Origin of the sequence: Catellatospora sp. NPDC049133 (assembly GCF_040648455.1) — a bacterium.
Lineage (GTDB): Bacteria > Actinomycetota > Actinomycetes > Mycobacteriales > Micromonosporaceae > Catellatospora > Catellatospora aurea.
Genome location: NZ_JBEZDT010000008.1, coordinates 128930 through 153301 on the forward strand (window position 1 = coordinate 128930; position 24372 = coordinate 153301).

19 protein-coding genes and 1 tRNA gene are annotated in these 24372 nt (G+C 71.0%); 6 read left to right on the forward strand and 14 right to left on the reverse strand.

The genetic code is table 11. From position 1 onward, the window contains the following. The first annotated feature begins 98 nt into the window (after positions 1–98). From AB0B35_RS11380 to AB0B35_RS11390, 3 genes are all read left to right on the forward strand, one after another. Positions 99–617, forward strand: coding sequence for a SigE family RNA polymerase sigma factor (locus tag AB0B35_RS11380; RefSeq protein WP_361043635.1), 519 nt, complete (start codon positions 99–101; stop codon positions 615–617). Positions 618–619: 2 nt separating this feature from the next. Then, entirely contained in the window at positions 620–1819 is a 1200-nt protein-coding gene (locus tag AB0B35_RS11385) for a hypothetical protein (RefSeq protein WP_361043638.1), read from the forward strand. 194 nt (positions 1820–2013) lie between these two features. Continuing rightward, entirely contained in the window at positions 2014–3237 is a 1224-nt protein-coding gene (locus AB0B35_RS11390) for a serine hydrolase domain-containing protein (RefSeq protein ID WP_361043641.1), read from the forward strand. Between the two features lie 117 nt (positions 3238–3354). Here AB0B35_RS11390 and AB0B35_RS11395 read toward each other — a convergent pair. Continuing rightward, positions 3355–3427 (reverse strand) — tRNA-Thr (locus AB0B35_RS11395). 65 nt (positions 3428–3492) lie between these two features. Further along, positions 3493–3786, reverse strand: a complete 294-nt coding sequence (locus AB0B35_RS11400) for a DUF2218 domain-containing protein (RefSeq protein WP_361043644.1) — start codon at positions 3784–3786, stop codon at positions 3493–3495. A gap of 133 nt (positions 3787–3919) precedes the next feature. Here AB0B35_RS11400 and AB0B35_RS11405 point away from each other — a divergent pair, with 133 nt between their 5' ends. Then, on the forward strand, positions 3920–5686 hold the full coding sequence (locus AB0B35_RS11405; protein ID WP_361043647.1) for a metallophosphoesterase: 1767 nt from the start codon (positions 3920–3922) through the stop codon (positions 5684–5686). 133 nt (positions 5687–5819) lie between these two features. Continuing rightward, complete coding sequence (locus AB0B35_RS11410) at positions 5820–6632, forward strand: CPBP family intramembrane glutamic endopeptidase (protein WP_361043650.1); 813 nt, start codon at positions 5820–5822, stop codon at positions 6630–6632. Positions 6633–6701: 69 nt separating this feature from the next. Here AB0B35_RS11410 and AB0B35_RS11415 read toward each other — a convergent pair whose 3' ends face one another. Then, the gene (locus AB0B35_RS11415) at positions 6702–7055 is read right to left on the reverse strand and encodes a hypothetical protein (RefSeq protein ID WP_361043653.1); all 354 of its coding nucleotides are present in this window, start codon (positions 7053–7055) and stop codon (positions 6702–6704) included. Positions 7056–7141: 86 nt separating this feature from the next. Then, positions 7142–7996, reverse strand: coding sequence for a regulatory iron-sulfur-containing complex subunit RicT (gene ricT / locus AB0B35_RS11420; protein ID WP_361043655.1), 855 nt, complete (start codon positions 7994–7996; stop codon positions 7142–7144). Between the two features lie 223 nt (positions 7997–8219). On the opposite strand from ricT, the gene AB0B35_RS11425 reads away from it, so the two are divergent. Continuing rightward, positions 8220–9770, forward strand: a complete 1551-nt coding sequence (locus AB0B35_RS11425) for a hypothetical protein (RefSeq protein WP_361043658.1) — start codon at positions 8220–8222, stop codon at positions 9768–9770. Positions 9771–9778: 8 nt separating this feature from the next. Here the strand turns inward: AB0B35_RS11425 and AB0B35_RS11430 are convergent, their stop codons facing one another. The 10 genes from AB0B35_RS11430 to AB0B35_RS11475 form a co-directional block, all read right to left on the reverse strand. Continuing rightward, on the reverse strand, positions 9779–10453 hold the full coding sequence (locus AB0B35_RS11430) for a hypothetical protein (protein WP_361043661.1): 675 nt from the start codon (positions 10451–10453) through the stop codon (positions 9779–9781). Continuing rightward, entirely contained in the window at positions 10453–10734 is a 282-nt protein-coding gene (locus AB0B35_RS11435) for a hypothetical protein (protein ID WP_361043663.1), read from the reverse strand. The genes AB0B35_RS11430 and AB0B35_RS11435 overlap by 1 nt, the downstream gene beginning before the upstream one ends. Next, positions 10731–11060 carry a YbaB/EbfC family nucleoid-associated protein gene (locus AB0B35_RS11440; protein ID WP_360538030.1) on the reverse strand — a complete coding sequence of 110 codons (330 nt, stop codon included), beginning with the start codon at positions 11058–11060 and terminating at the stop codon, positions 10731–10733. Before AB0B35_RS11440 ends, AB0B35_RS11435 begins: the two co-directional genes overlap by 4 nt. A 205-nt stretch (positions 11061–11265) precedes the next feature. Continuing rightward, positions 11266–12465 (reverse strand): DNA polymerase III subunit delta', encoded by a 1200-nt coding sequence (locus tag AB0B35_RS11445; RefSeq protein WP_361043665.1) that lies wholly within the window; start codon positions 12463–12465, stop codon positions 11266–11268. 176 nt (positions 12466–12641) lie between these two features. Continuing rightward, positions 12642–14729, reverse strand: coding sequence for a dTMP kinase (gene tmk / locus AB0B35_RS11450; protein WP_361043667.1), 2088 nt, complete (start codon positions 14727–14729; stop codon positions 12642–12644). A 371-nt stretch (positions 14730–15100) separates the two neighbouring features. Beyond that, on the reverse strand, positions 15101–15730 hold the full coding sequence (locus AB0B35_RS11455) for a TetR family transcriptional regulator (RefSeq protein WP_361043669.1): 630 nt from the start codon (positions 15728–15730) through the stop codon (positions 15101–15103). 106 nt (positions 15731–15836) lie between these two features. Further along, positions 15837–18683 carry a type I DNA topoisomerase gene (gene topA, locus AB0B35_RS11460; protein ID WP_361043672.1) on the reverse strand — a complete coding sequence of 949 codons (2847 nt, stop codon included), beginning with the start codon at positions 18681–18683 and terminating at the stop codon, positions 15837–15839. Between the two features lie 276 nt (positions 18684–18959). After that, positions 18960–19451 carry a hypothetical protein gene (locus tag AB0B35_RS11465; protein ID WP_361043676.1) on the reverse strand — a complete coding sequence of 164 codons (492 nt, stop codon included), beginning with the start codon at positions 19449–19451 and terminating at the stop codon, positions 18960–18962. Position 19452: 1 nt separating this feature from the next. Then, positions 19453–20448, reverse strand: coding sequence for a helix-turn-helix domain-containing protein (locus AB0B35_RS11470; protein ID WP_361043678.1), 996 nt, complete (start codon positions 20446–20448; stop codon positions 19453–19455). Between the two features lie 137 nt (positions 20449–20585). Beyond that, a complete protein-coding gene (locus AB0B35_RS11475; protein WP_361043681.1) occupies positions 20586–24347 on the reverse strand; it encodes a S8 family serine peptidase in 3762 nt (1253 codons plus the stop codon). Positions 24348–24372: the final 25 nt, after the last annotated feature.

Sequence of the window (24372 nt, forward strand, 5' to 3'; positions counted from 1 at the left end):
GATCAGCTGATCCGGGGCCCTCGCTTTTCCTGTCGGCCATGCAACCTTTCGGTCCGCGGCCGCCGATGTGAGGGCGACAGAAGTTAGGAGGTAGACGGATGTCGCAAGAATCCGACGGCGACTTCGCCGAGTACGTCTCGGCGCGCCTGGTCCGGCTGCATCGCACCGCGTACTTCCTGTGCGGCGACACCAACACGGCCGACGACGTCGTCCAGGCGACGCTGCTCTCGCTGTACGGGAGGTGGCGGCAGGCCAGATCGGTCGACAACCTCGACGGGTACGTGTACCGGATCATGACGCGGCGCTTCCTCGACCTGAAGCGATCCCGCTGGTCCCGGGTGTTCCTGCGGGACACCGTGCCGGAGCGGCCGTACACCCCCGACGACGGCTACGAGGAGCGCAGTTCGGTCATCGCCGCACTGCAGCAGCTGCCCCGGGGCCAGCGCGCCATCCTCGTGCTCCGCTACTTCAGCGACCTGTCGGTCGAGGCGACGGCCCAGGCGCTGGGCTGTTCCACCGGCAACGTGAAGAGCCAGTCCTCGCGCGGGCTGGCCACGCTGCGCACCATCATGGCCGCGCCCGAGCCGGCCGAAGCCCGCGGTCGAGGAGGTCGCTGACCATGTACGAGGAAGACGAGTTCCGGGCGCTGCTGAGCGCGACGGACGTGCCACCGACCGGGGTCGACGTGGCCCGGATGCTCCACGCGGGCCGGCGCAGGACGCGCCACCGCAGGCTGGCCGGGATCGGCGGCACGCTCGCGGTCGCGCTGACCGTGCTCGGCGCCGTCCCGCTGGCCCTGGACCCGACCGGGCAGCCCGGACCGGCGACCAGCGTGCCGGCGTCGGCGTCCGCGAGCGGGGTGCCCTCACCCGGCCCGGCCGGCCCGCCGGTGTGCACGGTTACCGCGCTGGCCCTGCCGCCGGAGTACCAGGCCTGGAAGTCCCTGCCGAACTTCCGCGGAGTCGAGGTCAGCACCGCGGACCCGACCGGGCGCTACATCGGCGGTCACGCGGTCGTCGGCCAGAACTTCATCCCGATCCTGTGGACCGACGGCAAGCCGAAGGTCCTGCAGATCGACCCGACGTCGGCGAGCATCGACGCGATCAACGAGCACGGGGTGGTCGTCGGCATGTCCGGCGGCAGCGCCTCGCGCGCCTACCGGTACCAGAACGGCAAGGTCACCATGTTGCGCGCGCCGGTAGGCAAGACCTGGCTTTTCCCACACCCGTACATCAACGCGGCAGGCGACATGGTGATCAACGCGAAGCCACAGAACGCCCATGACGACGACTCCCGCACGGTCATCGCGATGTGGCGGGCCGGCACGAGCAGCCCGGTGATCCTCCCCCTGCCCAAGCACACCGGCGTGCGCGGCATCACCGACGACGGCCGGATCATCGGCGGCGTCGGCGAGAACGGGAGCAGCCACGACGCGTACGTGTGGGACCAGAAGGGCAACGGCCGGAAGCTCACCGGCCCTGCCGGAACGACCACCAACGCGACCGCCGCGCGCGGTGACTGGGCGACCGGGGGATCCTGGCGCGAGGGGCAGAAGGGCCCCACGGTGATGCTGTGGAACCTGCGCACCGGAGAGGCGAAGGAGCTCACCCGCGACCTCGGCACCGGTGTGAACGCCTCCGGCTGGGTCGTCACCGGGATCCCGAGGGGCGAGGTGCTCGTCGACGGTGTCGCGCTCGCCCTGCCGCCGATCGTCGCCGGGGGCAGGACGAGAGCAAGCTCCGTCGCCGACGACGGCAGGATCGCCGGCGACTCCTTCGAAGGCGAGACCAGTGTCCCCGTCCAGTGGCACTGCCGCTGAGGACCAAAGGAAGGGCACCTTCTTATCGCTTTGCGATGTAGAAGGTGCCCTTCCCATCGCCCAGGGCCGCCATCCCGAGGAAAGCTCACCTACCGAACTGTCATCTGGTGTACTCGATGGGTAGGTAAGGGGCATTCGGCGTGAAACAGACAGGCGCGGGGGTACCTGGGATGCGACGGTCAGGCGTCATCGGGATGGGCCTTTCGCTGGTCACGGCTGCGGCCGTCGCGGGCTGCGGCAACGTCGTCGAGCGACCCGCGACCTGGCGGTCACCCGCCCCGGCCGCCCCCGCTTACGCAACGGCGCTCGACGCCCGGCTGCAGGCCATCATGGAAGACATGCGCGTCCCCGGCGCGGTCGTCATGATCACGTCTCCCGCGAAGGGCGACTGGACCAAGGCGTACGGCACCCGCACCGTCGAGGGCGGCGGCCCCGTGACCGTGGACGACCACTTCCGGATCGGCTCGAACACCAAGACCATGACCGGCACGGTGCTCCTGCAACTGGTCCAGGAGGGGAAGATCTCCCTCGACGACCCGGTGTCGAAGTACCGGCCCGAGGTCCCCAACGGCGACAACATCACGATCACCCAGCTGCTGGACATGCGCAGCGGGCTCTACAACTACTCCGAGGACGAGCAGTTCAACGCCCAGCTCGACAATGACCCGACCCGGGTGTGGAAGCCGGAGCAACTGCTCGCCATCGCGTTCGCCAAGCCGCCGTACTTCGCCCCCGGCACCGCGTTCCACTACTCGAACACCAACCTGATCCTGGCCGGGCTCATCATCGAGCAGCTCACCGGCCGCACTTTGCAGGAGGAGTTCCAGCAGCGCATCTTCGGCCCGCTGAGCCTCAGCCAGACGTCGTTGCCCCCCGACACGGACTCCGGCCTGCCGGCTCCGCATCCTCAGGGCTACATGTTCGGCACGAACGTCAGCACGCTCACCGACCCCGCGCTGCCCGCCGCCGAGCAGGCCGCCGCCGCGAACGGCACCCTGCTGCCGAAGGACGTCACGGTCAGCAACCCGTCGTGGGCGTGGGCGGCCGGTGGCGCGATCTCCACCGCCGCCGACCTGACCAAGTACGTCACCGCCATGGTCGGCGGCGGCCTGCTCGACGCGAAGACGCAGCAGACGCGGATGGCCAGCATCCTGCCCATCGGCGCGCCGGGCCCGATCGAGGTCGGCTACGGGCTGGCGATCGTCCGGTTCGGTCCGCTGTACGGCCACGACGGCCAGATCCCCGGCTACAACTCCTTCATGGCGCACGACCCCGTACGCAAGGACACCGTCATCGTCCTGACCTCGCTGTTCGCGGGGGCGGACGGCAAGCAGCCGGCCAACCAGATGGCCATGGCCATCATGCAGGCGCTGTACGGCATCCCGGCTGCCGCCGCCTCCCCGTCACCCAGCCGCTGAAGACGGCAAGGCTGAGGCCCCAACCTGCCCGAGACGCCTTCTTCATGGCCCGATCTGGTGGTCGTCGACAGCAGAAAGCCCCAGGTCAGCACATCTGACCTGGGGCTTTCGTCACCGAGCCGCCTGACGGAATCGAACCGTCGACCTTGTTATTACGAGTAACACGCTCTACCGACTGAGCTAAGGCGGCAACGTCGCATCACTATACGCGATCAGTCGGGCCTACGGCCAACGGGTAGGCGGCGGGTCACATCTTCACGCGGCGACGGGCGTGAACTGGCCGAACTTGAGCCCGTCCTTCTCGCCGAAGCGCTCGGCGTGGCTCACGATCACCCGCTGCACGGTGGCGGCCCGCTCGGCGTCCTCAGCCTCGATGCGGACCACGAGGGCGTCGGCGGTGGCGGTCAGCTCGGCCCGGCCGGCCTCGAAGCGGGCGCTGCCGTGGTCCTCCGCCAGCTCCACCTCGATCTTGTGGCTGAAGTGGCTCAGCACCTGCTTGAGGTAGCGCGGCGCGCGCGTGGTCGGGGCGTTCCCCTCAACGATCATCATGGAGTTAGGTTAACCTAACTCTCGCTGGTCGCCCACTCGAAGACCACGGCGGGTGTCCGGTTGGCGGCAGCCGGTGCGGATTGCCCGATCGGGCCGCTGCGACCCGTTCCACTGCGGACTAGGCTGCGCTGCTGTGACCGTGATCCCTCCGCGCAGTCCCTCAGACCCGACGCCGGTGTCGGGCCGGACGCACCGTCCGAGCAAACTCGAACCGGCCGAGCTCGGGTTCACCCCCCAACCTCCGGTGGCCTGGCTGAGCCCGCTACAGCTCGCCGCCACGGGCGTACGCGTCGCGTTCGCCGCACAGTTCGGCGCCTATCTGGACAAGCGCGAGCTGCAGAACGCCTTCCCCACCAAGGTCCACGACGAGCACGTGAACGACGAAGAGTTGTGGATGGACTACGTCGCCGACCTCGGCGACGGGTTCAACGCCACCTACTCGGTCGCCTACCTGATGGCGCAGGACGAGATCGAGGCGAGCGGCGAGCGGCTGCCCCGCGGCCGGGTGCTGGTGCTCGGCGGCGACTCGGTGTACCCGACGGCCAGCGGCAAGGCGTACGAGGACCGGTTCGAAGGACCGTTCCGCGCGGCGCTGCCGCAGGTGCCCGCTGAGAACGGGCCGACGCTGTTCGCCCTGCCGGGCAACCACGACTGGTACGACGGCCTCACCGCGTTCCTGCGCCTGTTCGCCCGGCGAGAGGGTTCCCGCATCGGCGGCTGGCGCACCAAGCAGACCCGCTCGTACTTCGCGCTGCAGCTGCCGCACCGCTGGTGGCTGCTGGCGCTGGACGCCCAGGGCGCGGCCTACATGGACGACCCGCAGCTGGAGTACTTCCGCGGCGTCGCCGCCAACATCGAGGAAGGCGACCGGATCATCCTGGTCACTCCGCAGCCGGCCTGGGTGCAGTCCGAGGAGCACCCGCTCTACTACGACACCATCGATTACTTCCTGCGCACCGTGATCGACCCGACGGGCGCGGACGTGGCCCTGATGGTCTCCGGCGACCTGCACCACTACGCGCGGTACGCGCAGACCGACAACGGCCGCCAGCTCATCACCTGCGGCGGCGGCGGGGCGTACATGGCGGCCACCAACCACCTGCCCGAGCAGATCACCGTGCCGCCCAAGCACTCGCAGGTGCGCCGGCAGAGCACCGGCATGCCGTACGCGCTGCAGAAGACGTACCCGACGAAGTTGCGTTCGCGCTGGCTGGGCAGTGGGGTGTTCGCCCGGCTGCCGTGGCGCAACCCGGGCTTCGCCACGATGCTCGGCATCATGCACACGATGCTGATGCTGGCGCTGAACAACGCGGCGGGCCGCATCCTCACCGTGCCGATCTTCATGATGACGGCGCTGGTGATGTTCTCGTGCGTGTTCTTCTCGGTCGGCCTGACCGAGGCCGCGGCGAAGATAACCCCGGTGGTGCTGGGCGCCTTGCACGGCTGCGCGCACATCGCGCTGGGCGTGCTGGGCCTGTTCCTGTGGCGGCTGCTGCCGTTCGACGGCTACAAGCCCGCGGTGGAGGCGGCCCTCGCGGTGCTGATCTACCTGACCCCGGCCGGGGTCGCGGCGGCGCTGCTGGTGTCGCTGTACCTGCTGATCGCGGCCTCGTTCAAGGTCAACGTCAACGAGCTTTACGCGGGCCAGGGCATCGAGGACTTCAAGAGCTTCCTGCGTATGCGCTTCGCCCCCGACGGCTCGCTGAGCATCTACGTGGTCGGCATCGACAAGATCTCGAAGAAGTGGAAGCCGCAGCCGACGGGCTCCTGGTTCCGCCCTGCCACAGCGCTCAAGCCGCGCCTGGTCGACGAGGTCATCACCCTCGGCCCGGCCAAGCAGCACGCCGCCCCGCCCGCCGTGCTGCCCTCGGACGCCGAGGACCCGAGCAACGCGGCGTAACGGTCCTCGCTCACGGCTCCCGCACCGACGCCTTCGGGCAGACGGTGCGGGAGCCGTTCGGCTGTCAGGCCCTCGCACGCCGTGTCAGCGCCGCAACAGGGCCGTGGCAGGAGGCGGCGCGAACCTTTGCGGCATGGAGAACACGCTGACCCGCCCCGCCGCTCCGACGGCCACCCGTTCGAACCGCCTGGTCGAGCTGCTGCTGGCCGACCGCCACTCGCTCGCGCTGTCCACCGCGCTGCACCTGGTGCCAGGCGCCCTGGTCGTCGCCGCCTACCTGTTCCTCGCCGAGCCGTTCGTCAAGACGATCAACTACCCGGTCTTCCTTGCCTGGGCGATCGCCCTGGTGATCGTGCTGGGACCGCTGATGTTCGGCCTACTGTGGCTGGGCCGCAAACGCACCGGCCGCTACACACTGCGCTCCGTGGCGCATTACCGGGACAAACCCATCTCGCGCGGAAAGATCATCGCTCTCATCGCCGGCCTCATCGTGTGGATGACGGTGGTGTCGCTCTCGCTCGTCCCGCTGGACAACTTCGTCTTCGACAACTTCTTCACCTGGATCCCGTTCGAAGGCGCGGGCGGTAGCGCCACCACCTACATCGACGGGTACTCCCACTCGCAGCTGGTCGTCACAATGCTTGTCTGCCTGCCGCTGACCGGCTTCACGCTGCCGCTGATCGAGGAGTACTACTTCCGCGGCTTCCTGCTGCCCCGCATCGCCCACCTGCGCTGGGGTGCGCCCGTGCTCAACACGGTGCTGTTCTCGGTCTACCACTTCTGGGCGCCGTGGACGGTCCTGTCGAAGATCATCTTCCTGTTCCCGGCGGTCTGGCTCGTCTGGCGCAAGCACGACATCCGGATCTCCATCGGCATGCACCCCGGCACCTGCCTGCTCATGGCCACGATCGGCACCATCGCGATCATCCTGGGCGTCACGCCCTGACGCCCGCCCCACGGCTCCCGCACACCGACGCCTTCGGGCAGACGGTGCGGGAGCCGTGTCGCGCGGCCTTCAGGCCATGGAAGAGGCGACGTGCTCGAAGATGTCGGCGTCCGTCTCCTGCTGCCACTCGGGCAGCAGCTCCCAGTCGGCGACGTATGCGGGCTTGGGGTCCGGGATGCGCCGGTAGATCTGGGCGATCCAGCACAGGGCCACGAAACGGCCCTTCTGCTCGCGTGAGAGCTTATCGGTGCCGCCCTGGCGGATCAGTAGCGCCACCTGCTCGTAGACGGCGCCGGCACTGGCCTGCTCCCAGGCCGGGGTGTCGTCCCACGGCGTGACGTAGGACGGCTTGGGCTCACCGGGGAAGTGCTTGCGAACTCCGGCGATCCACGCCTCGCGGAAGATCTCCCCACCGGTCATCATGCCCCCAGCATCTCGGCTTGCACGTTCATCAGCATTCGCGAGAGCAGACCGGAGCCGGTCTCTCGAGCGATCTCCGAGCACCGGGCTCAGACGGCGTAGCGGTCCTCGTACGCCTTGCGGCTCCCGCACACCGACGCCTTCGGGCAGACGGTGCGGGAGCCGTCCGCTGCCAGGCGGATGACGACCGCGTCGCGCGGCACCGAGTGCCCGACCACGCGCCCCTCACCCTCGGGCGTGCTCACCTGCTCGCCGATCGCCGGGGCGTTGCCGTGGAAGTCCTGGTACATGGGGTGTTCATATTTAAGACAACACATGAGTCGCCCGCACGCCCCCGAGATGCGCATCGGGTTGAGCGGCAGGTCCTGCTCCTTGGCCATGCGGATGCTGACCGGCTCGAACTCGGTGAGGAACGTCGAGCAGCACAGGTCGCGGCCGCACGAGCCGATGCCGCCCTGCACCTTCGCCGAGTCGCGGGCCGACAGCTGGCGCAGCTCGACCCGGCAGCGCAGGGTCGCGCCGAGGTCGCGGACCAGCGAGCGGAAGTCGACCCGGTGCGGGGCGGTGAAGTACACGGTCGTGCGCGGGCCGGGGCCGGGGTCGTCGCCGTCGGCCGGGCCGCCGGGCACGTGGTCCACGGCGATGACCTTCATGGGCAGCTGGTGCTCGCGGATGAGCCGGTTCGCGGCGACGCGGGCCTCGGCCTTGCGCTGGCGGATCAGCTCGTCCCGGGTCACGTCGTCGGGCCCGGCGATGCCGATGACCTTTGGGAAGCCCGTGGTGTCCTCCTCGCTCCACTCGGCCGCCCAGACGCAGTCGGCGACTTCGGGGCCGTCGTCGGTGGCGACCAGCACCTTGTCGCCGACCCGCGGCCGGAACTCACCGGGGTCGAGGTAGTACAGCTTCCCGTACCGGTTGAAGGTGACCGCGCAGAGCATGCCCATCGGCACACGATAGCCCGGTTCCGGGCATCTGCGGAGATCCGCGACGCTCCGGGATCGGCGGAAGACCGCTGGAGAAACAGTTCTAGTTGCGTACCTTTTCGGTTGATTCGTCGTTAGCTCATGTGGATAGGTCTTCAGATTCCCCCGTAACCCTGCCCATAAGCCTTCGTTGGGCCACGACGTAGGTGCGCACCCCCGCGTACCCGTCCGCCCCGGAGGAAGCATGCGCCGCCATCTCGCCGCAGCCAGCACGGTCGCCCTTGTCTCGCTCAGCTCGCTGACGATCCTGTCCACGCCCGCCGCCGCGGGGGTGTGCGACCGGCCCGCCGGATACGCCGCGCGCGCCGGTGCCGACCTGTTGAAGGTGGGCGTGCTGAACCTCGGCCCGCTCGGGCTCAAGCTGCCCGCGGTGGCCGATCTGACGATCGCCTCCGCCAACGCCGGCATGTCCGCCAGCAGCCGGGTCACCAGCTCCGCCGCGGCCCGCTACGCCGACGCGAAGCTGCTCGGCCTGCAGCTGCCCACCGGGCCGCTGGACGGGCGGGTTTACCAGCAGGCCCCGCCGACGAACGCGACCGGTGTGAAGAACCGAGCGCTGTCGGTGGACCTCGGGCTGGTCAAGGCCGGCACCGGCGACCTCACCGCGCACGCGCGCTGGGCCGAGGGCATGGCCTGCGGCAAGACCGACGGTCCCGCGGGCGAGGCCGACGCCGCCCTGGTCGACGCCGCGGTCCTGCCCGGCTCCCGGGGCGCCCTGGTGAAGGCGACGCACAACGCCTCCGGTGAGGCGCGCACCGCGACGGTGAAGATGGACGAGCGCACCATCGCGTCGGGCGCGCAGGCCGAGATCGGTCTGACCGACCTGGAGCTGCTCGGCGGCGCGATCGACGTCGAGGTGCTGGAGCCGCCGAAGCTCACCGTGCTGGCCACCGGCCGCGCAGCCACCTCGGTGGTCGACTACGACGCCCCGATCCTGAAGGTCACGGGCCCCGGCATCGGCACCAAGACCCTCTCCGGCGTACACCGGGAGATCGCGTTCGCGGTCCCGGCTCCATCCGCGGGCGGGCTGCTCGGCGCGCTGGACCTGGGCAGCGTGCAGCGGCGAGCCAAGGCCGAGGGCCTGCCCCTGCTCGACGCGAATCCGCTCGGCGGCCTGCTCGACGGGCTCCCGCTGGGCAGCCTGACGCAGACTCTCAAGGGCCTCGGCGGCTCGGGCGGCGGCGGCACCGGGCTGCCCGCGCTGCCGGAGCTGGGCGGCCTGCCCGACCTGGGCGGCCTCCTGAGCGGCAGCGGCGGCAACCTCGCCGGGCTGTGCGAACTCGCCGTCGTGAAGATCTCCATCGGCGAGCTGGAGAAGCGCGTCACCGACCGCGGCGCGACCGCGCAGGCCGCGAGCATCCGCATCCAGGTGCTGGCGCTGAGCCGCCCGAACAGCAAGCCCGCCACCGTGCTCGACCTGGGTGTCGGCCTGCTGAACGCGTCCGCGACCGCCCCCGCCCGGACCGCGCCGACCACCGGGCCCTCGGCACGGCCGTCGGCCTCGCCGAGCACGAGCGGCCCCGGCAACGGCGGTGGCGGCGCGACTCCTTCGCCGGCTTCCGGCACCGATGACGACGACGACGGCTGCGGCGGTCCCGGCTGCAGCCTGCCGCGTACGGGCACGAGCATCGCCCTGATCGCGGGCACCGGCACCCTGCTGTTCGTGGCGGGCCGGTTCCTGCTCCTGCTGACCCGCCGCCGCACCTCGGGCGGACCGGAGGATCTGCTGGGCTGACGCCGTATCTACAGCTCGACGCGCAACGTGGTGGCGGTGGACGGGATGTCCGCCGCCACCACTCTCGTCTCCACGACCAGAGGGCCGCGCGCCGACAGCTCGTCCAGCTCCGTCAGCAGCGTGTCGACACCGGCCAGCAGGGCCGCCGCGATCGTCGCGGCCGCCTGGGCCCGGACGGTGGGCACCGGCCCGAAGGCGCTCTCCCCACCTGCGGCCGACAGGTCGACGTCCGTGACGAGCGCGACCGCTTCCGCGCTACCGGCGACCCGGGCCAGCTCCCGGGCGACCGACGCCCGGCCCGCCGTCAACACGTCGGCCAGTTCCTCGTGAAACGCTGCGTCGGCCCGCAGCCTGGCGGCCCACGAGACGGTGTCCCCGCCGATCCGCTGCCGGGCCGCCGCGAACGCGTCACCGGCCCGGCCCTCCCAGGACGGCAGCCGGTCGAGGTCGTCACCGACGGCCTCGACCGCTTCGGCATGACCCCGCAGCGCCGTCGCATGCTGCCGCCACGGCTCCGGCGACCAGCCCGCCAACCCTGCCAGGGCGTCACCGGGCAGCGCGCCCGTGCGCCGCAGCAGCGGCCACACCGGGTGCTGCTCGGGCGCACCCCAGCGGGCGAGGCTCTCGTCGACCTGGGCCAGCAGGCCGGCCGTGCTCGATTGCAGGTGCCGCAGTGCGTCCATCACACCAGCCCGCCCTGTTCCTGCTCGGTCATCCGGTAGGTGCTGCCGGCGGCACGCACACCGTGCGCCAACTCGGTGAGCTCCCGGTCGAGGCGCCGGGCCGTGTCCACGTGCCCGGACCACGCCGCACGCTGCCAGTCGTCGACCCGGCCGGCCAGGCGCGACAGGCGGCCCGGCGCGTCGACCGACGGCGGTGCGGGCACCGTGCGGTCCAGCACCGGGACGAGCCCGGCCACCTCGGCGGCGAGCCCGCCGATCCGATCTGCCAGCTCGTTCGTCACCGGGCACCTCCGAGCGCCGTGAAGTCGCCGAACGTCTCCTCGTACACCTTGCGCCGGGCCCACGCCGCCGCGTCGTGAGCGGCTGAGATCGCCTGCTGGATGGCCCGCGACAGCTGCGGGCCGGTCAGCCCGTCGAGCGAACCGGTCACCACCACCTTGCGCACCGCGCCGTCCCCGCCCACGACGACCTCGACCAAGTCGTCGGGGTCGTGCACGGTGACCTCCAGCTCGGCCAGGGCGCGGGCGAGGCTTGCCTGCCGCTCCTCGATCCGCCGGTATGACGCGATCGCCTCCTCGATCCAGGCGTCGTCGATCTCCCGGGGCATGCGGCGGCTCCTCAATGGACGGCATCGATTCCGCCAGAACGCTACCGGTAAATCCCCCACCCCCGACACCCCTGTGGACAACGCCTGTGGACAACCCACCCCACTCGTCCCCCCACCTGCCGCAACTCTTAAAAAGTCGGGCTCTCCGGCGCAGCCTGAAGCCGCGACTCGTCAAGAGTTGCGGCACGGGACGGGCGGTGGGGGGTCAGCCGCGCCAGAGTTCGAGCATCATGGCTTCGACGGCGATGCGGGGTTTGACGTTGGCGTCGATGGCGGTGCGGCAGGCGAGCACCGATTCGAGGCGGCGCAGGGTGCTCTCGGCGGTCCAGCGCTGGGCGGCGGCCTCGGCGAGCGCCGCGGTGTCCGCGTGCACGGGTGAGACCGGGCCGCCCCAGCGGGCGTTGAGCACGTCGCGGTAGAAGCCGGCCAGGTCCAGCAGGGCGCGGTCGAGGGCGTCGCGCTGGGCCCGGGTCGCCCGCGACTTCTGCCGCTTCTCCAGGTCCTTCAGCTGCCCGGCGATGCCGCGTGCCGCGCCCGCAGCGCCCTTGCCGGTGCCGCCCGCGCCGAGCGCCATCTCCAGCGCGGCCCGCTCGGCGGCGTCCGTCTCGGCGACCGCGGCGGCGGCCTCCGCCTCGGCGGCCTCGATCAGTGAACTCGCGGCGTCGAAGCAGGCGCCCACACCGGTCAGCTGGCGCGGCACGGCCAGCACCGCGGCCCGCCGGTCGCGGGCCTGGCTGTCCGCGGCCAGCCGGCGTGCCCGCCCGACGTGGCCCTGCGCGGCCGCGGCGACCCAGGCGGCGGTGCGGGGGTCGACGCCGTCCCGCTCCACCAGCAGCGTGCTCACGGCTTCGGCGGCCGGCTGGCGCAGCGGCACGACCCGGCAGCGCGACCGGATGGTGACGGAGATGTCGTCGGGGTGGTCCGAGGGCGCGCAGAGCAGGAAGATCGTCCGGTCCGGCGGCTCCTCGACGGCTTTGAGCAGCGCGTTGCCGGCGGCCTCGGTGAGCCGGTCGGCGTCCTCGATGAGCAGCACCTGCCAGCGGCCGTTGGCCGGGGTGGTCGCCGAGCGCAGCACCAGTTCACGCATCAGCGCGACCGGGATGCTCAGCCCGTCGGGCACCACGAAGCGCACGTCCGGGTGGGTGCCGCCGAGCGTGGTGTGGCATCCGGCGCAGTGGCCGCAGCCGGGTCCGGCTGCCTGGTCGGTGCACTGGAGCGCGGCGGCGAAGGAGCGGGCGGCGACCGAGCGGCCGGAACCGGGCGGGCCGGTGAACAGCCAGGCGTGGGTCATCGCGCCCGCGCCGACGGCCTCGCCACGCAGCACCGCGCCCCCGGCACGGGCGGCGGCGCGCAGCGTCGCGACAGCCTCGGGCTGGCCGACGAGCTGGTCGAAGACGTCCGTCACGCTGCCACCTGCCCGTTCACCCTGGCCACGACCATGTGGTCGGACCGCTTCTCGCACTCCGTGGCGACAGTGTGGGCGGGGTGCGGCCACGTGCCGCCGCGCCCGCTCATGCCTGCTCCCGCCACTCCACCGACCTTACGGGGACCCGCTGACACGGTCCATCCGCCGCCCTCGGCTCAGGCCCGAGTGGTCCGTAACTCGGCGGGCGTCCCGTCCGCGACGGGCGGCTCACCGGGCGAGGGAACCCGGCCGGCGGTGCCGCCCCCGGCCCCGTCGACGGAGGCGGGCAGCGGCGGCAGCAGCTTCGCGACCCGGATCGCGATCTCCGCGGCCAGCTCCTGCTCGTCCCGGGTGCCGTCGAGCACCAGGTAGCGGGCCGGATCGGCGGCGGCCAGGTCGAGGAACCCATGCCGGACCCGCTCATGGAAGTCGATCGACTCCTGCTCCAGGCGGTCGGCCTCGCCGCGCCGGCCGACCCGGGCCAGCCCGGTCTGCGGGTCGATGTCGAGCAGCACCACCAGGTCGGGCTTGAGGCCACCGGTGGCCCAGGCAGACAGCCAGGAGATCTCGTCGACCGGCAGGGTGCGCCCGGCCCCCTGGTATGCCAGCGAGCTGTCCACGTACCGGTCGGAGATGACGATCTCGCCGCGACGCAGCGCGGGGCGCACCACGGCCGTCACGTGGTGGGCCCGGTCGGCGGCGTAGAGCAGCGCCTCGGCCCGCGGGGCCAGCGCGCTCGCGCCGACCGGCCCGGACCCGCTGGTGTGGGTGTCGAGGACCATCTTGCGGATGCGCGCGCCGATCTCGGTCGCCCCGGGCTCGCGGGTCACCACGACGGACCGGCCGTCGGCCAGCAGGTGTTGGGCCAGCTGGGCGATCTGGGTCGACTTGCCCGCGCCCTCGCCGCCCTCGAAGACGATGAACACGCCGGCCTTCGCCGACGGCTCGGCGACGCCGAGCGGGCGGCCGCGCATCGAGCTGACCAGGTCGGCCAGCAGCGGCACGCCGGGCTTGTCGTCCATCTGGCGCAGCGCCCAGAACCCGGCCAGGATGCCCAGCACCCCGGCGATGGCCAGCAGCACCCGGGTCGAGGAGATCGGGACGCCGGTGCCGCCCACGTCGTGCGACCCGCCCAGGCCGACCAGCACGCCGGACAGCGAGATGGCCAGCATCAGCACCACCCGGGTGCCGGTCTGCACCACGGCGAAGACGCGGCCGCGCACCTCGTCGTCGACCTCGCCGCCGAGCAGCGTGGTGCCGGACAGGAAGGCCATGCCCGCGCCGGAGCCGACCAGCAGCGCGCCGACGACGGCCAGCGACAGGTGCGGGACCAGGGCGAGCAGCGCGACGGACGCGCCCGCCAGCATGATGCTCAGGCAGAACCAGCGCCGCCGGGACAGGCCGCCGATCAGGCGCGGGCCCAGGGCGATGCCCAGCCCCAGGCCGATGAAGATGGCCGCGAACAGGATGGCGAAGGTGGCGTCGCCGCCGCCGAGGGACAGCGCGAAGAACTGGCCGGTGCCGATGACCACGCCTCCGGCCGCGAACGCGCCGAGGATGCCGAGCACCAGGCCGCGCACCATGGGGGTCTTGCCGATGAAACGCCACCCGTCCATGAACTGGCGCACCATGCTGGTCTCCTGGCGCACGCCGCCGTTGTGACCGGAGATCTCGCGGATGCCGTAGAAGACGACCAGAGCACTGGCCAGGCGGGAGAAGGCGAGGAAGTACAGAGCGAGGCTGGACGGGGCGGCCCAGGCCGCGACGACCGCGCCCGAGCGCTCCAACCACTGGTAGAACTGGTTCAGCCCGGCCAGCACCGCGGCGGCGAGCACCGGCGTGACGCCGTACGTCGTGATGAGGGTGAGCTGGTTGGCGGCTTCGAGACGGGCGCGCGGGATCAGGTTCGGGACCGCGGCGTCCTTGGCCGGGATCCAGATCAGCGTGATCGCCTCGATGAGGAACGTCGCGGCTGCCGCCCAGCCAACCGTGATCTTGGCGTCGGTGGAGTAGAGCGCGACGGTCGGGATCGTGGCGAACAACACGAATCGCAGCAGGTCACAGATGACCATCGTGTAGCGCCGGTCCCACCGGTCGGCCATCACGCCGGCCAGCGGGCCGAGCACCAGCGCGGGCAGCAGGCGCACCGCGATGACCGAGCCGAAGGCCAGGCCCTTCGCGGCGTTGCCGGACACCTGCGCCGAGGCGAACGTGGCCGTGGCCAGCAGGCCCAGCCAGTCGCCGAGCGAGGCGACGCTCAGCACCAGCCACAGGCGTCGGAACGGCCGGATGCGCAGGATCGCGCGCAGTTCCGCGCCGCCGGTCAGGTCCGCCTGGGCGGCCAGGAACGGCGCGGCGTCCGCTCCCTGCGATGGCGTGCTGATGGCCGTACCCTCCCCGCGTCACTGCCCGTCCCGGCCTCAGCGTGCTCGCTGTGCCTTGGCCATGGCAATAGCGCCCGGGCGTCCTGCGGCTTCACTCTAGTCCTGCCCCGGCGAGGGCCGACCCTGGTTCGACCCTGAAGACTTGCCACAAAAACGAGGAAGTGATAGCGGCATCGGCGGTTGCCGACCGCTCGGCGTCGTCCGGAGCGAAGGCGGAGGACGACGCCGATTGAGGCCGCAGAGCCGAGGCCCTATGTAAGAGCGAAGGTTTGCAGGTAGCCCCGTACCAGCCGCTTCGATTCTGCCAGCACGGCGGCGTCGCCGTCCGGGTGACGGCGGAACGCGAGCTTGATCAGCGCGTCGGCGGCCTCGACCGAGACGGTCAGCGCGAAGCGCAGCTCCCGCGAGTCCGGCGCGTTGTGGAAGCGGATGAGCAGGTCCGCGAGGTGATCGGCGATGACCGCGTTGTTGTCGCGCTCCGCGTCGATCAGATGCACGTCCACCACGTCGCCGAAGTGCAGCGTACGGAAGCCGGGAACGCTCCGGTGCAGCTCGATGTACTCCTCGATGGCCCCGTCGACGCCGTCCCACCAGTGCGCGAGCTCGCCGGCGGGGATCCGCTCGGCCAGCCGCTCCAGGTATGCCTCGACGTTGCGCAGGGTCAGCGCCTGCACGATGGCCCGCTTGTCCGGGAAGAACTGGTAGACCGACCCGATCGCGACGCCGGCCCGCTCGGCGAGCAGCGTCGTGCTGAGCCCGTCGTAGCCGACTTCGTCAATCAACTCAGCGCACGCGTCGAGCATGCGCTGCACCCGCGCGACACTGCGCCCCTGTACCGGCACCCGGCGCAACGGCCCGGCACTGACAGCTGGTGTGGACACTGATCCGCTCCTCACCGCGGCGTACGTTCCGGGAACCGAACCGGTCGCCACGCTCGCATCGACACCCTACCCAGGGTCAACGACCCTGGGCAGGGTCGGTAAGCGGTCAGCTTGCTGTCTTCTTCGCGGCAGCCTTCTTTGGCACGCTCTTGGCGGCCCCCGTGGCGGCCTTCTTCGCGGTCGCGGCCTTGGCCGTGGTGGCCTTCTTCGCAGCTCCAGCCTTTGTGGCCGTCGTCGCCTTGGCCGCGGTCGCCTTCTTCGCGGGCGCCTTCTTCGCCGGAGTTTTCTTCGGAGCCGGACCCTTGGCCCGCTTCTCCGACAGCATCTCGCTGGCCTGCTCGATGGTCAGGCTCTCCGGGGTCTGCCCGCGCCGCAGCGACGCGTTGGACTCCCCGTCGGTCACGTACGGCCCGAACCGGCCGTCCTTGATGACGAGCGGCTTGTCGGTGAGCGGGTCGACGCCCATCTCGCGCAGCGGGGGCTGCGCCGCACGGCGGCCCCGCTGCTTCGGGGCGGCCAGCAGCGCCAGCGCCTGCTCCAGGGTGACCGTGAAGAGCTGCTCCTCGTTCTCCAGGGACCGGGAGTCGCCCTCGCGCTCGATGTACGGGCCGTACCGCCCGTTCTTGGCGAAGATGTCCTGGCCCTCGGCGTCCTTGCCGACCAGCCGGGGCAGCGACAGCAGCCGCAGCGCGTCGGCCAGCGTCAACTGGTCCGGCGCCTGCGTCTTGAGCAGGGACGAGTTGGTCTCGCCGCTGGACACGTACGGGCCGTACCGGCCGGACTTGAGCACCACCGGCTCGCCGGTCTGCGGGTGCTCGCCGAGCTTGCGCTCGCCGCCGCCGCCGAGGAACAGCTCGTCGACCTTCTCCGGGGTCAGCTCGTCGGGCGCGACGCCGTCCGGGATCGAGACGCGGTCGCCCTCGGACGCGGTCTCGGCGTCGGGATCCGCGTCGTCGGCGGCGGGGCCTTTGCCGTTGCCTGCCTGCGCGCCGCGCTGCAGGTACGGGCCGAACTTGCCGACCCGGACCACCACGTCGCGGCCCTGGTCGTCGGTGAACAGCTTGATCGAGTTGATGCTGCGCGCGTCGATCTCGCCCAGGTGCTCGGTGACCAGCTTCTTCAGGCCGCCGGCCTGCGCGACGCTGCCCACCTCGGCGCTCGGCGAGCCGAAGTAGAAGGAGGTCAGGAACTCCAGCGCGGTGGCGTCGCCGCCGGCGATCTGGTCGAGCTGGTCCTCCATCGCGGCGGTGAAGCCGTAGTCGACCAGCCGCGGGTAGTGCTGCTCCAGGAGCCCGATCACGGCGAACGCGACGAACGTCGGGATCAGCGCCTGGCCCCGTTTGATCACGTAACCGCGGTCCTGGATCGTCTGCATGATCGACGAGTACGTGGACGGGCGGCCGATGCCCAGCTCTTCGAGCGCCTTGACCAGCGAGGCCTCGGTGTAGCGGGCGGGCGGCTGGGTGGTGTGGCCGACGGCCTCCAGGCCCTCCTCGGTCAGCTTCTGGTCCTTGACCAGCACCGGCAGCTTGCGCTCGGCGTCGTCGGCCTCGGCGGACTCGTCGTCGGACGACTCCACGTACGCCCGCAGGAAGCCGGGGTCGGTGATGGTCCGGCCGCTGGCCGCGAAGTCGGCCTCCTCGTTCTGCGCGGTCGTGGCGCGGATGCGCACGCTGACCGTCATGCCGACCGCGTCGGACATCTGCGAGGCGATGGTGCGCTGCCAGATCAGCTCGTAGAGCCGGTACTCCTCGGTGGACAGCTCGTTGCGGACCGCGCCCGGGGTGCGGAAGGTGTCACCGGCGGGGCGGATCGCCTCGTGCGCCTCCTGGGCGTTCTTCACCTTGCCCGAGTAGCGGCGGGGCTGCGGCGGCACCGCGCCGGAGCCGTACAGCTCGGCGATCTGGGTGCGGGCCGCGGCGATCGCGGACTCGGAGAGGTTCACCGAGTCGGTACGCATATAGGTGATGTAGCCGTTCTCGTACAGCCGCTGCGCGGTGCGCATCGTGGCCGCTGACGAGAAGCGCAGCTTGCGGGCCGCCTCCTGCTGCAGCGTCGAGGTGATGAACGGCGCGTACGGCTTGCGGCGGTACGGCTTCTCCTCGACCTTGGTGACGGTGAACGGCCGGTCGTCGAGCCGGGCGGCCAGGCCGCGCGCCCCGTCGCCGTCGAGCTGCACGACGCCCGAACCGGGGCGCAGCCTTCCGGTGGTCGGCTCGAAGTCCTTGCCGGTGGCGATGCGGTCGCCGTCCAGCGCGATCAGGGTCGCGGTGAACGTGCGCGGGCCGGTCTCGCTCGCCTTCTCGACGGCGAGGGTGGCGGTGATGTCCCAGTAGTCGGCGGCGCGGAACGCCATGCGCTGCTTCTCGCGCTCGACCACGATGCGGGTCGCGACCGACTGCACCCGGCCGGCGGACAGGCCGCGCTGGACCTTCTTCCACAGCACCGCGGACACGTCGTAGCCGTAGAGCCGGTCCAGGATGCGCCGGGTCTCCTGCGCGTCGACCAGGTCGCGGTCGATGTCGCGCGGGTTGGCCACGGCGGCCTGGATGGCCGGCTTGGTGATCTCGTGGAACACCATGCGCTTGACGGGCACCTTGGGCTTCAGCGTCTCCACCAGGTGCCAGGCGATGGCCTCGCCCTCGCGGTCCTCATCTGTGGCCAGCAGGACTTCGTCGGCGTCCTTCATCAGGGCCTTGAGGCGCGTGACGTGCTTCGCGCGGTCCGGGTTGACGATATATACCGGGGCGAAGCCGTTGTCGACGTCGACGCCGAGGTAGGCCCACGGCTCCTTCTTGTACTTCTCCGGCATCTGCTTGGCGCCGGCAGGCAGATCGCGGATGTGCCCGAGGCTCGCCTCGACGACGTAACCCGGGCCGAGGTACCCCGAGATCGTCTTCGCCTTCGCCGGAGACTCGACGATGACTAGACGGTTCCTGGAAGCTGTCGGCACGTTTCTTCTCCGCAGTGGTCCGGGTGGCTGGCGCCGCCGGGTGGTGGCGGCCGGTCTGAGGTGGCTCGGTCTGAGGTTACGCAGCGGTCGGTCACGGTGGGCGTCGCGGGAGCGACACGGTCCGCGGATGTCCAAGGTAACGCTCAGTGTGCGCCAGGGGTTGCGCACCCCATCGACGTACGGGCACATTCCTGTGACCGCAGACACCATACTCCCCGCCACAATACGGACAAGGGGGATTCCCGGGTGGCAACCATCTGATCGAGGTGCTCCTGCTCACTGTCCGGCTGCGCGCGCCTCCAGCTCGGCCCGCATCTCCGGGAACTCCGACCATTCCCCGGTCAGGTCGACCCCGAGATCGGGGAAGAGTTTCTCCAGGTCAGCCCCGTACTGCGCGCCGTCCTGCGGCATGAACAACTCCGGCTGCCCGCCCAACGTGATCTTGACGGGCACCATCGACATGCCGAGCATCCCGTCTGGGCCGGGCGCGCCGCACACCGTCTTAGCCCAGATGGTGGTGAGCTGCCCGACATTGCTCGCCCCCTCGGGGGCCGCGCCGAACGAGCGCACGCTGCACGCCACCGGGGCGCCGTCCGGTGCGGTGCGGTCCTTGAAGTCGATCTCCATCAGCTGCCGGACCAGCCGGTTCGCGTCCTCGGTTAGTGCCTCGCCCGGCCGCAGCGCCATCGCGTCGTCGTCGTCGCCGCAGCCGGCCGCCGACGTCGCCAGCAGGGCCGTGGTGAGCAGGATCAGCAGCGGTCGCTTCAACTCAGGCCCATTCGTGTCGGGCGGCGTGCCAACCCAGCTGCATGCGGGTCTCCACGCCGGCCAGATCCATCAGGTGGCGCAGCCGCCGCTGCAGGGTGCGCAGCGACAGGTCGAGCTGCGTCGCGACCGCCTGGTCCGTCAGGCCCGACAGCAGCAGCGACAGGATCCGGCGGTCCAGCTCCGTGGGCCCGTCGGTGTCCAGCTCGACGTACGGTAACCCGTCCGACCCGAGGCTCGACAGCTCCAGCGGGTAGGCGCGCTGCCATACCGTCTCGAACAGGGCCTCCAGCGCGGCCAGCAGACCGCTGCGGTGCAGCAGCACGGCCCCCGGCTCGCCGCCCGGGACCATCGCGTGCGGGGCGGTGACCGGCACCAGGGCCAGGTCGCCGTCGGCGAGGATCAGCTTCATCGGCAGCTCGTCGGCCACCCGCAGCTCCACGCCGCGCTCCAGCGAGTCGACGACCTCGTCGATGATGCCGGGCTGGGCCAGCACCGAGCGCTCCAGCACCACCCGGAAGCGCACCCCGCGCGCCGCGGCGGCGTCCTCCTGCGCGTTGGAGCCCGGCGGCACGGCGATGTAGGGCGCGGTGACGAAGTTGCGGATCTCCGTACGGGCCGCCTGCTGCACCTGCTGGAACCGATGCCGGATGGCGTCGACGCCGGAGACCACCTCGATCAGCTCGCTGATGCTGCGCCCGGCGACCGCCGCCCGGTGCTCCTCGGCGAGGGTGACCAGCGCCTGCTCGGCGATGCGCAGCCCGTCACGGCGCTCGGTGATCAGCGCGCCCAGCGCCATCGCGGGCGGCGCGGCGACGAAGGCCTCTCCGCCGGAGCGCAGTGCCAGGCCGTTCTCCACCAGGCGGGACAACGCCTGGTCGACCACGGGCTCGGGCCGGTCCAGCAGGTCGGCCAGCAGCATCGCGGTGGCACTGGGCCGGCCGAGCAGGGCCCGGTAGACGAACTCCTCCTCAGGGTCGAGCCCGAGCACACCCAGCATCGGCGACCTGCCCCTTTCCGTCAGCGGCGGCGGGGAGAGTATGCGCCATACCGGCAGATCTTGAATAGACCCTGCTGGCGACCCTGGTGACGGGAAGGGCCCCGGGGAGTCGCCTCCCCGGGGCCCGACACTGGGACTCATCGCAGGCCGTAGGCCCGGATGATCTCGTGCTTGACGCTGAAACCGGCGTCGGTCGCCGCGCTGCCGCGGATCGACAGGAAGCCGCCGGACTTGCCGTTCGCCTTGAACGAACCCGTCCAGTAGCCGTCGGCGCCCTTGACCACGTTGACCTTCTGCCAGGTCTTGCCGTCGTCGTAGGAGACGTCCAGGGTCACCGTCTTGATCTTGCCAGGCACGGTGCCCAGGTCCATCGACACCGGGTGCAGGCGGATCTGCTGCCAGGCGCCGGCCTTCACGTCACCGTGCAGGTCGCTGTCCAGCAGGTAGTCCAGGTTCAGCACCGAGAACGGCTGGAAGTAGTCCGAGTCGACGAAGCCCGACATGAAGGTCCACTCGCTGTGCGTACGGGTGGACAGCCGGAACTGCTCGGCGGACCGCTCCGCGTCGAGCACGGCCCGGTACGGCAGGTACTCCGCCGGCACCTCCTTCCACTGCATGTCCGCGCTGAACGCGTTGTCGTGGATCAGCGTGTCGCCCTGGAACACCTGCAGGTGGGTCGGCGTCGCACCCCACGGCAGGTAGCCGCCCAGCCGCATGGTGTCGCTGGCCGAGCTCCACGGCTGCACGTTCCAGGTCATGTAGTTCTGCGCGCGGGAGTTGTACACGCCGAACGAGTCGCTGAAGCCCGGCCGGGCCGCCGGGGCGAACCAGTCGGTGCGGGTGGTGCTGCCCTTGGCGTACGTGTTGACGCCGGACACCATCTCCCACGGCAGCTCCGTGGCGATCTGCTGCGCGTGCGACTCGACCCAGACCTGTCCGGGGGTGACCCACTCGGTGCGGGTGCCCGGGTGCCACTCGCGCTCGTGGAAACCGAGCGACGGGCTGAGCGTCAGGTCGTACCGGTAGCCGGACGCGTCGCCCGGCGTCGCGGCGTTGTACCAGCGAGCGTCGATCTTGGCGAGGTCCCGCTGGCTCGGCTTGTAGACCAGCGGCTTGTTCGGCACCTGGCCGGGGTAGTCGCGGGCCAGGTCGTAGACGAACGGGGTGTACTCCACGCGCTTGGCGGTGAAGGTGATCCAGCCCAGCTTCGCCATCTTGATCAGCAACTGCCCCGCGTCCCGGTGCACGGAGGCGACCGGAACGGTGGACTCGCCCGCGTACTCCATCGAGGTGCCGGGGCGGTCGCTGACGAAAACGACGGCCTTGGCCCCGTCGGCGATCGCGTTGGCGACGCGCTCGTCCGCGGTGACCTCGTCACTGCGCTCCACCACGGCGATCTTGCCCTTGGCGTTGACCTTCTTGAAGTCGGCCGCGGAGCCCTTGCCCGCGTACACGGCCTTCAGGTGGTCGGTGGCGGTGCCGAGCAGCGAACCTGCCTGCGTGGTGGCCGGAATGTCGAACAGGCCGCCGAACGCCGTCAGGCGGAACATCGGCTCGCCCTTGCGCCAGCGCGTGGTGAAGATGAACTCGCCCTTGGTCATCGGCTCGGTCGGCGCCACGTAGAGGTCGTCGTACATCGGCGGGACCTGGTAGGCGCCGCGCACGTCGAACCAGGAGTCCAGGCCGGTGAAGTGGATGTTGTAGTCCACCTTGCGCTGGCGGTCCTCGGTGCGCTGCGGCGCCTCGGTCTGCAGCAGGCGCGCCTTGCTGGCGTCCAGCACCACCTCGGCGGGCCCGTCGCCGAGCACCGTCTCCGGGTCGACCAGCACCGCCAGACCGCTGCGGTCCGACCGCTCACCGGCGACGTCGAGGTACGACGCGATGGTGTAGACGCCCTTCGGCATGCGCAGGGTGACCGAACCTTCGATGTACGCCGAGTACGGCCACTGGTCACCGGCCATGTTGATGCCGACATAGCCGGCGGCCGGCTTGCCGTCCCGGCCGACCAGCTTGATGGTGAGGTCGTAGCGCTCGTCTTCCTTGATCAGCGCGACCGAGGTGCGGGTCACCGGCTGGCCGGTGGTCGCGTCGGTGCCGATCACGTAGCCGACGTGACGCTGGCCCGCGGCGGCGGCCTGCGGGTCGCCGGTGACCGGGACGGTCGCCTTCGCGCCCGCCGGGATCGTCACCGAGGTCGCGCCCAGGGTGAACGGTCCGCCCGCGTTGGTCTGCGCCAGGTTCAGCGTGACGTCGGTGGCGCCGGTGTTGGTGAACGTCAGCTCCTTGGTGACCGCGACGTCGCTCGCCTCGTGCGGCCACGTGTAGTTGCCGAAGAACAGCGAGCCGGTGCCCCGGACGCCGGTCTTCACGGCGGCGGCCACGTCGAGGCGGCCGGTGCCGACCTCGTACGGCGAGTACCACTCGGCCAGGCCCTTCGCGCTGCTCATCAGGTGTTCCTTGAGCATCGCGCCGGTCCAGTCGGGGTGCTGCTGGGCCAGGATCGCGGCCGCGCCCGCCACGTGCGGGGTGGCCATCGAGGTGCCGCTGATGGTGCGGTAGAGGCCCTCGCCGCCGTCGGTCATCTGCTGCGAGCGAGCCGCGGTGATGTCCACGCCCGGCGCGGCGATGTCCGGCTTCATGCCGCCGGAGTAGGCCAGCGGGCCGGTGCTGGAGAAGTACGCGAGCTGGTCCTGCTTGTCCGTGGCGGCCACGGTCAGCGCCGAGGCGGCCGCGCCCGGGGTGGAGATGCTCTCCGGGCCCGCGTTGCCGGCGGCGATGACGAACAGCGCGCCGTACTGCGCGGACAGCGCGTCGACCGCCTGCGACATCGGGTCGCTGCCGTCGGTCGGGTAGGTGTCGCCGAGGCTCATGCTGACGACGTCGGCGCCCTGCTGGACGGCCCACTCCATGCCCGCGATGATCCAGGAGTCCTGGCCGTAGCCCTCGACGCCGCCGAGCACCTTGCCGACGATCATGTCAGCGTCCGGGGCGACGCCCTTCAGCTCACCGTTGGAGGCTGCGCCGGTGCCGACGATCGTCGAGACGACGTGGGTGCCGTGCCCGTTGACGTCGTCGGTGGCCGACTCGCCCGGCACGAAGCTGGCCGTGCCGTCGATGACTCCGGCCAGGTCAGGGTGGCTGACGTCGACGCCCGTGTCGAGCACGGCGACCTTGGAACCCTTGCCGGTGTACCCGGCGGCCCAGGCCTCGGGCGCGCCGATCAGCGGCACGCTCTCCTTCAGGTTGACCTCGACCCGGCCGTCGAGCCACAGCTTGGCCACACCCTCGCCGAGGACCGCGTTGCCCTTTCCAGCCGTCGTGCTGCCCTGTGGCACGACGGTCTTCCAGAAGGAGCGGGCCTGCTTCTTGTCCGCGGTGAGCGCCGCGCCCCGGATGCCGTTGAGCTTGCGGGTCAATTTGCTGCCACGGGGAGCCTTCGGCTCGCCGGCCGCGCGGGTCTGCGCCGCGGTGTACGTGGCGATCAGCGGCACGCCCGACGACTTCGCGTCGTCGTAACCCATCTCGATCAGGTCGGTGACGTTGAACAGCCGCCGGTCGAGCTTGTTCGCGCCGAGCAGCGCCACCGCCTCGTCGGGGATGACGTACAGGTCGCCCTTGATCTGCTGCATACGCACGCCGCCGAGCGCGTTGGCCGGCCGGTCCACATCGGCGATCTGCTTGCCGTCGGCCATCGTGGTGACCGTGACGACGTCGCCGGTGACCAGCGTGACCTTGTGGGTCGCCGTCGGCTTGGCGGGGGTGGTGGGTTTGCTCGGCGCGGCGACCGCGGGCGCCTGCAGGACGGCGAGACCCGCCGCCAGCAGCGGTGCCGCGGTGGCCGCCGAAATCAGCTGCCAGCGCCTGCGCCGGAAGCGGGAAGGCTGTGAGGGGGAGAACATGACAACGGTCTACCGGCCCGTTGTT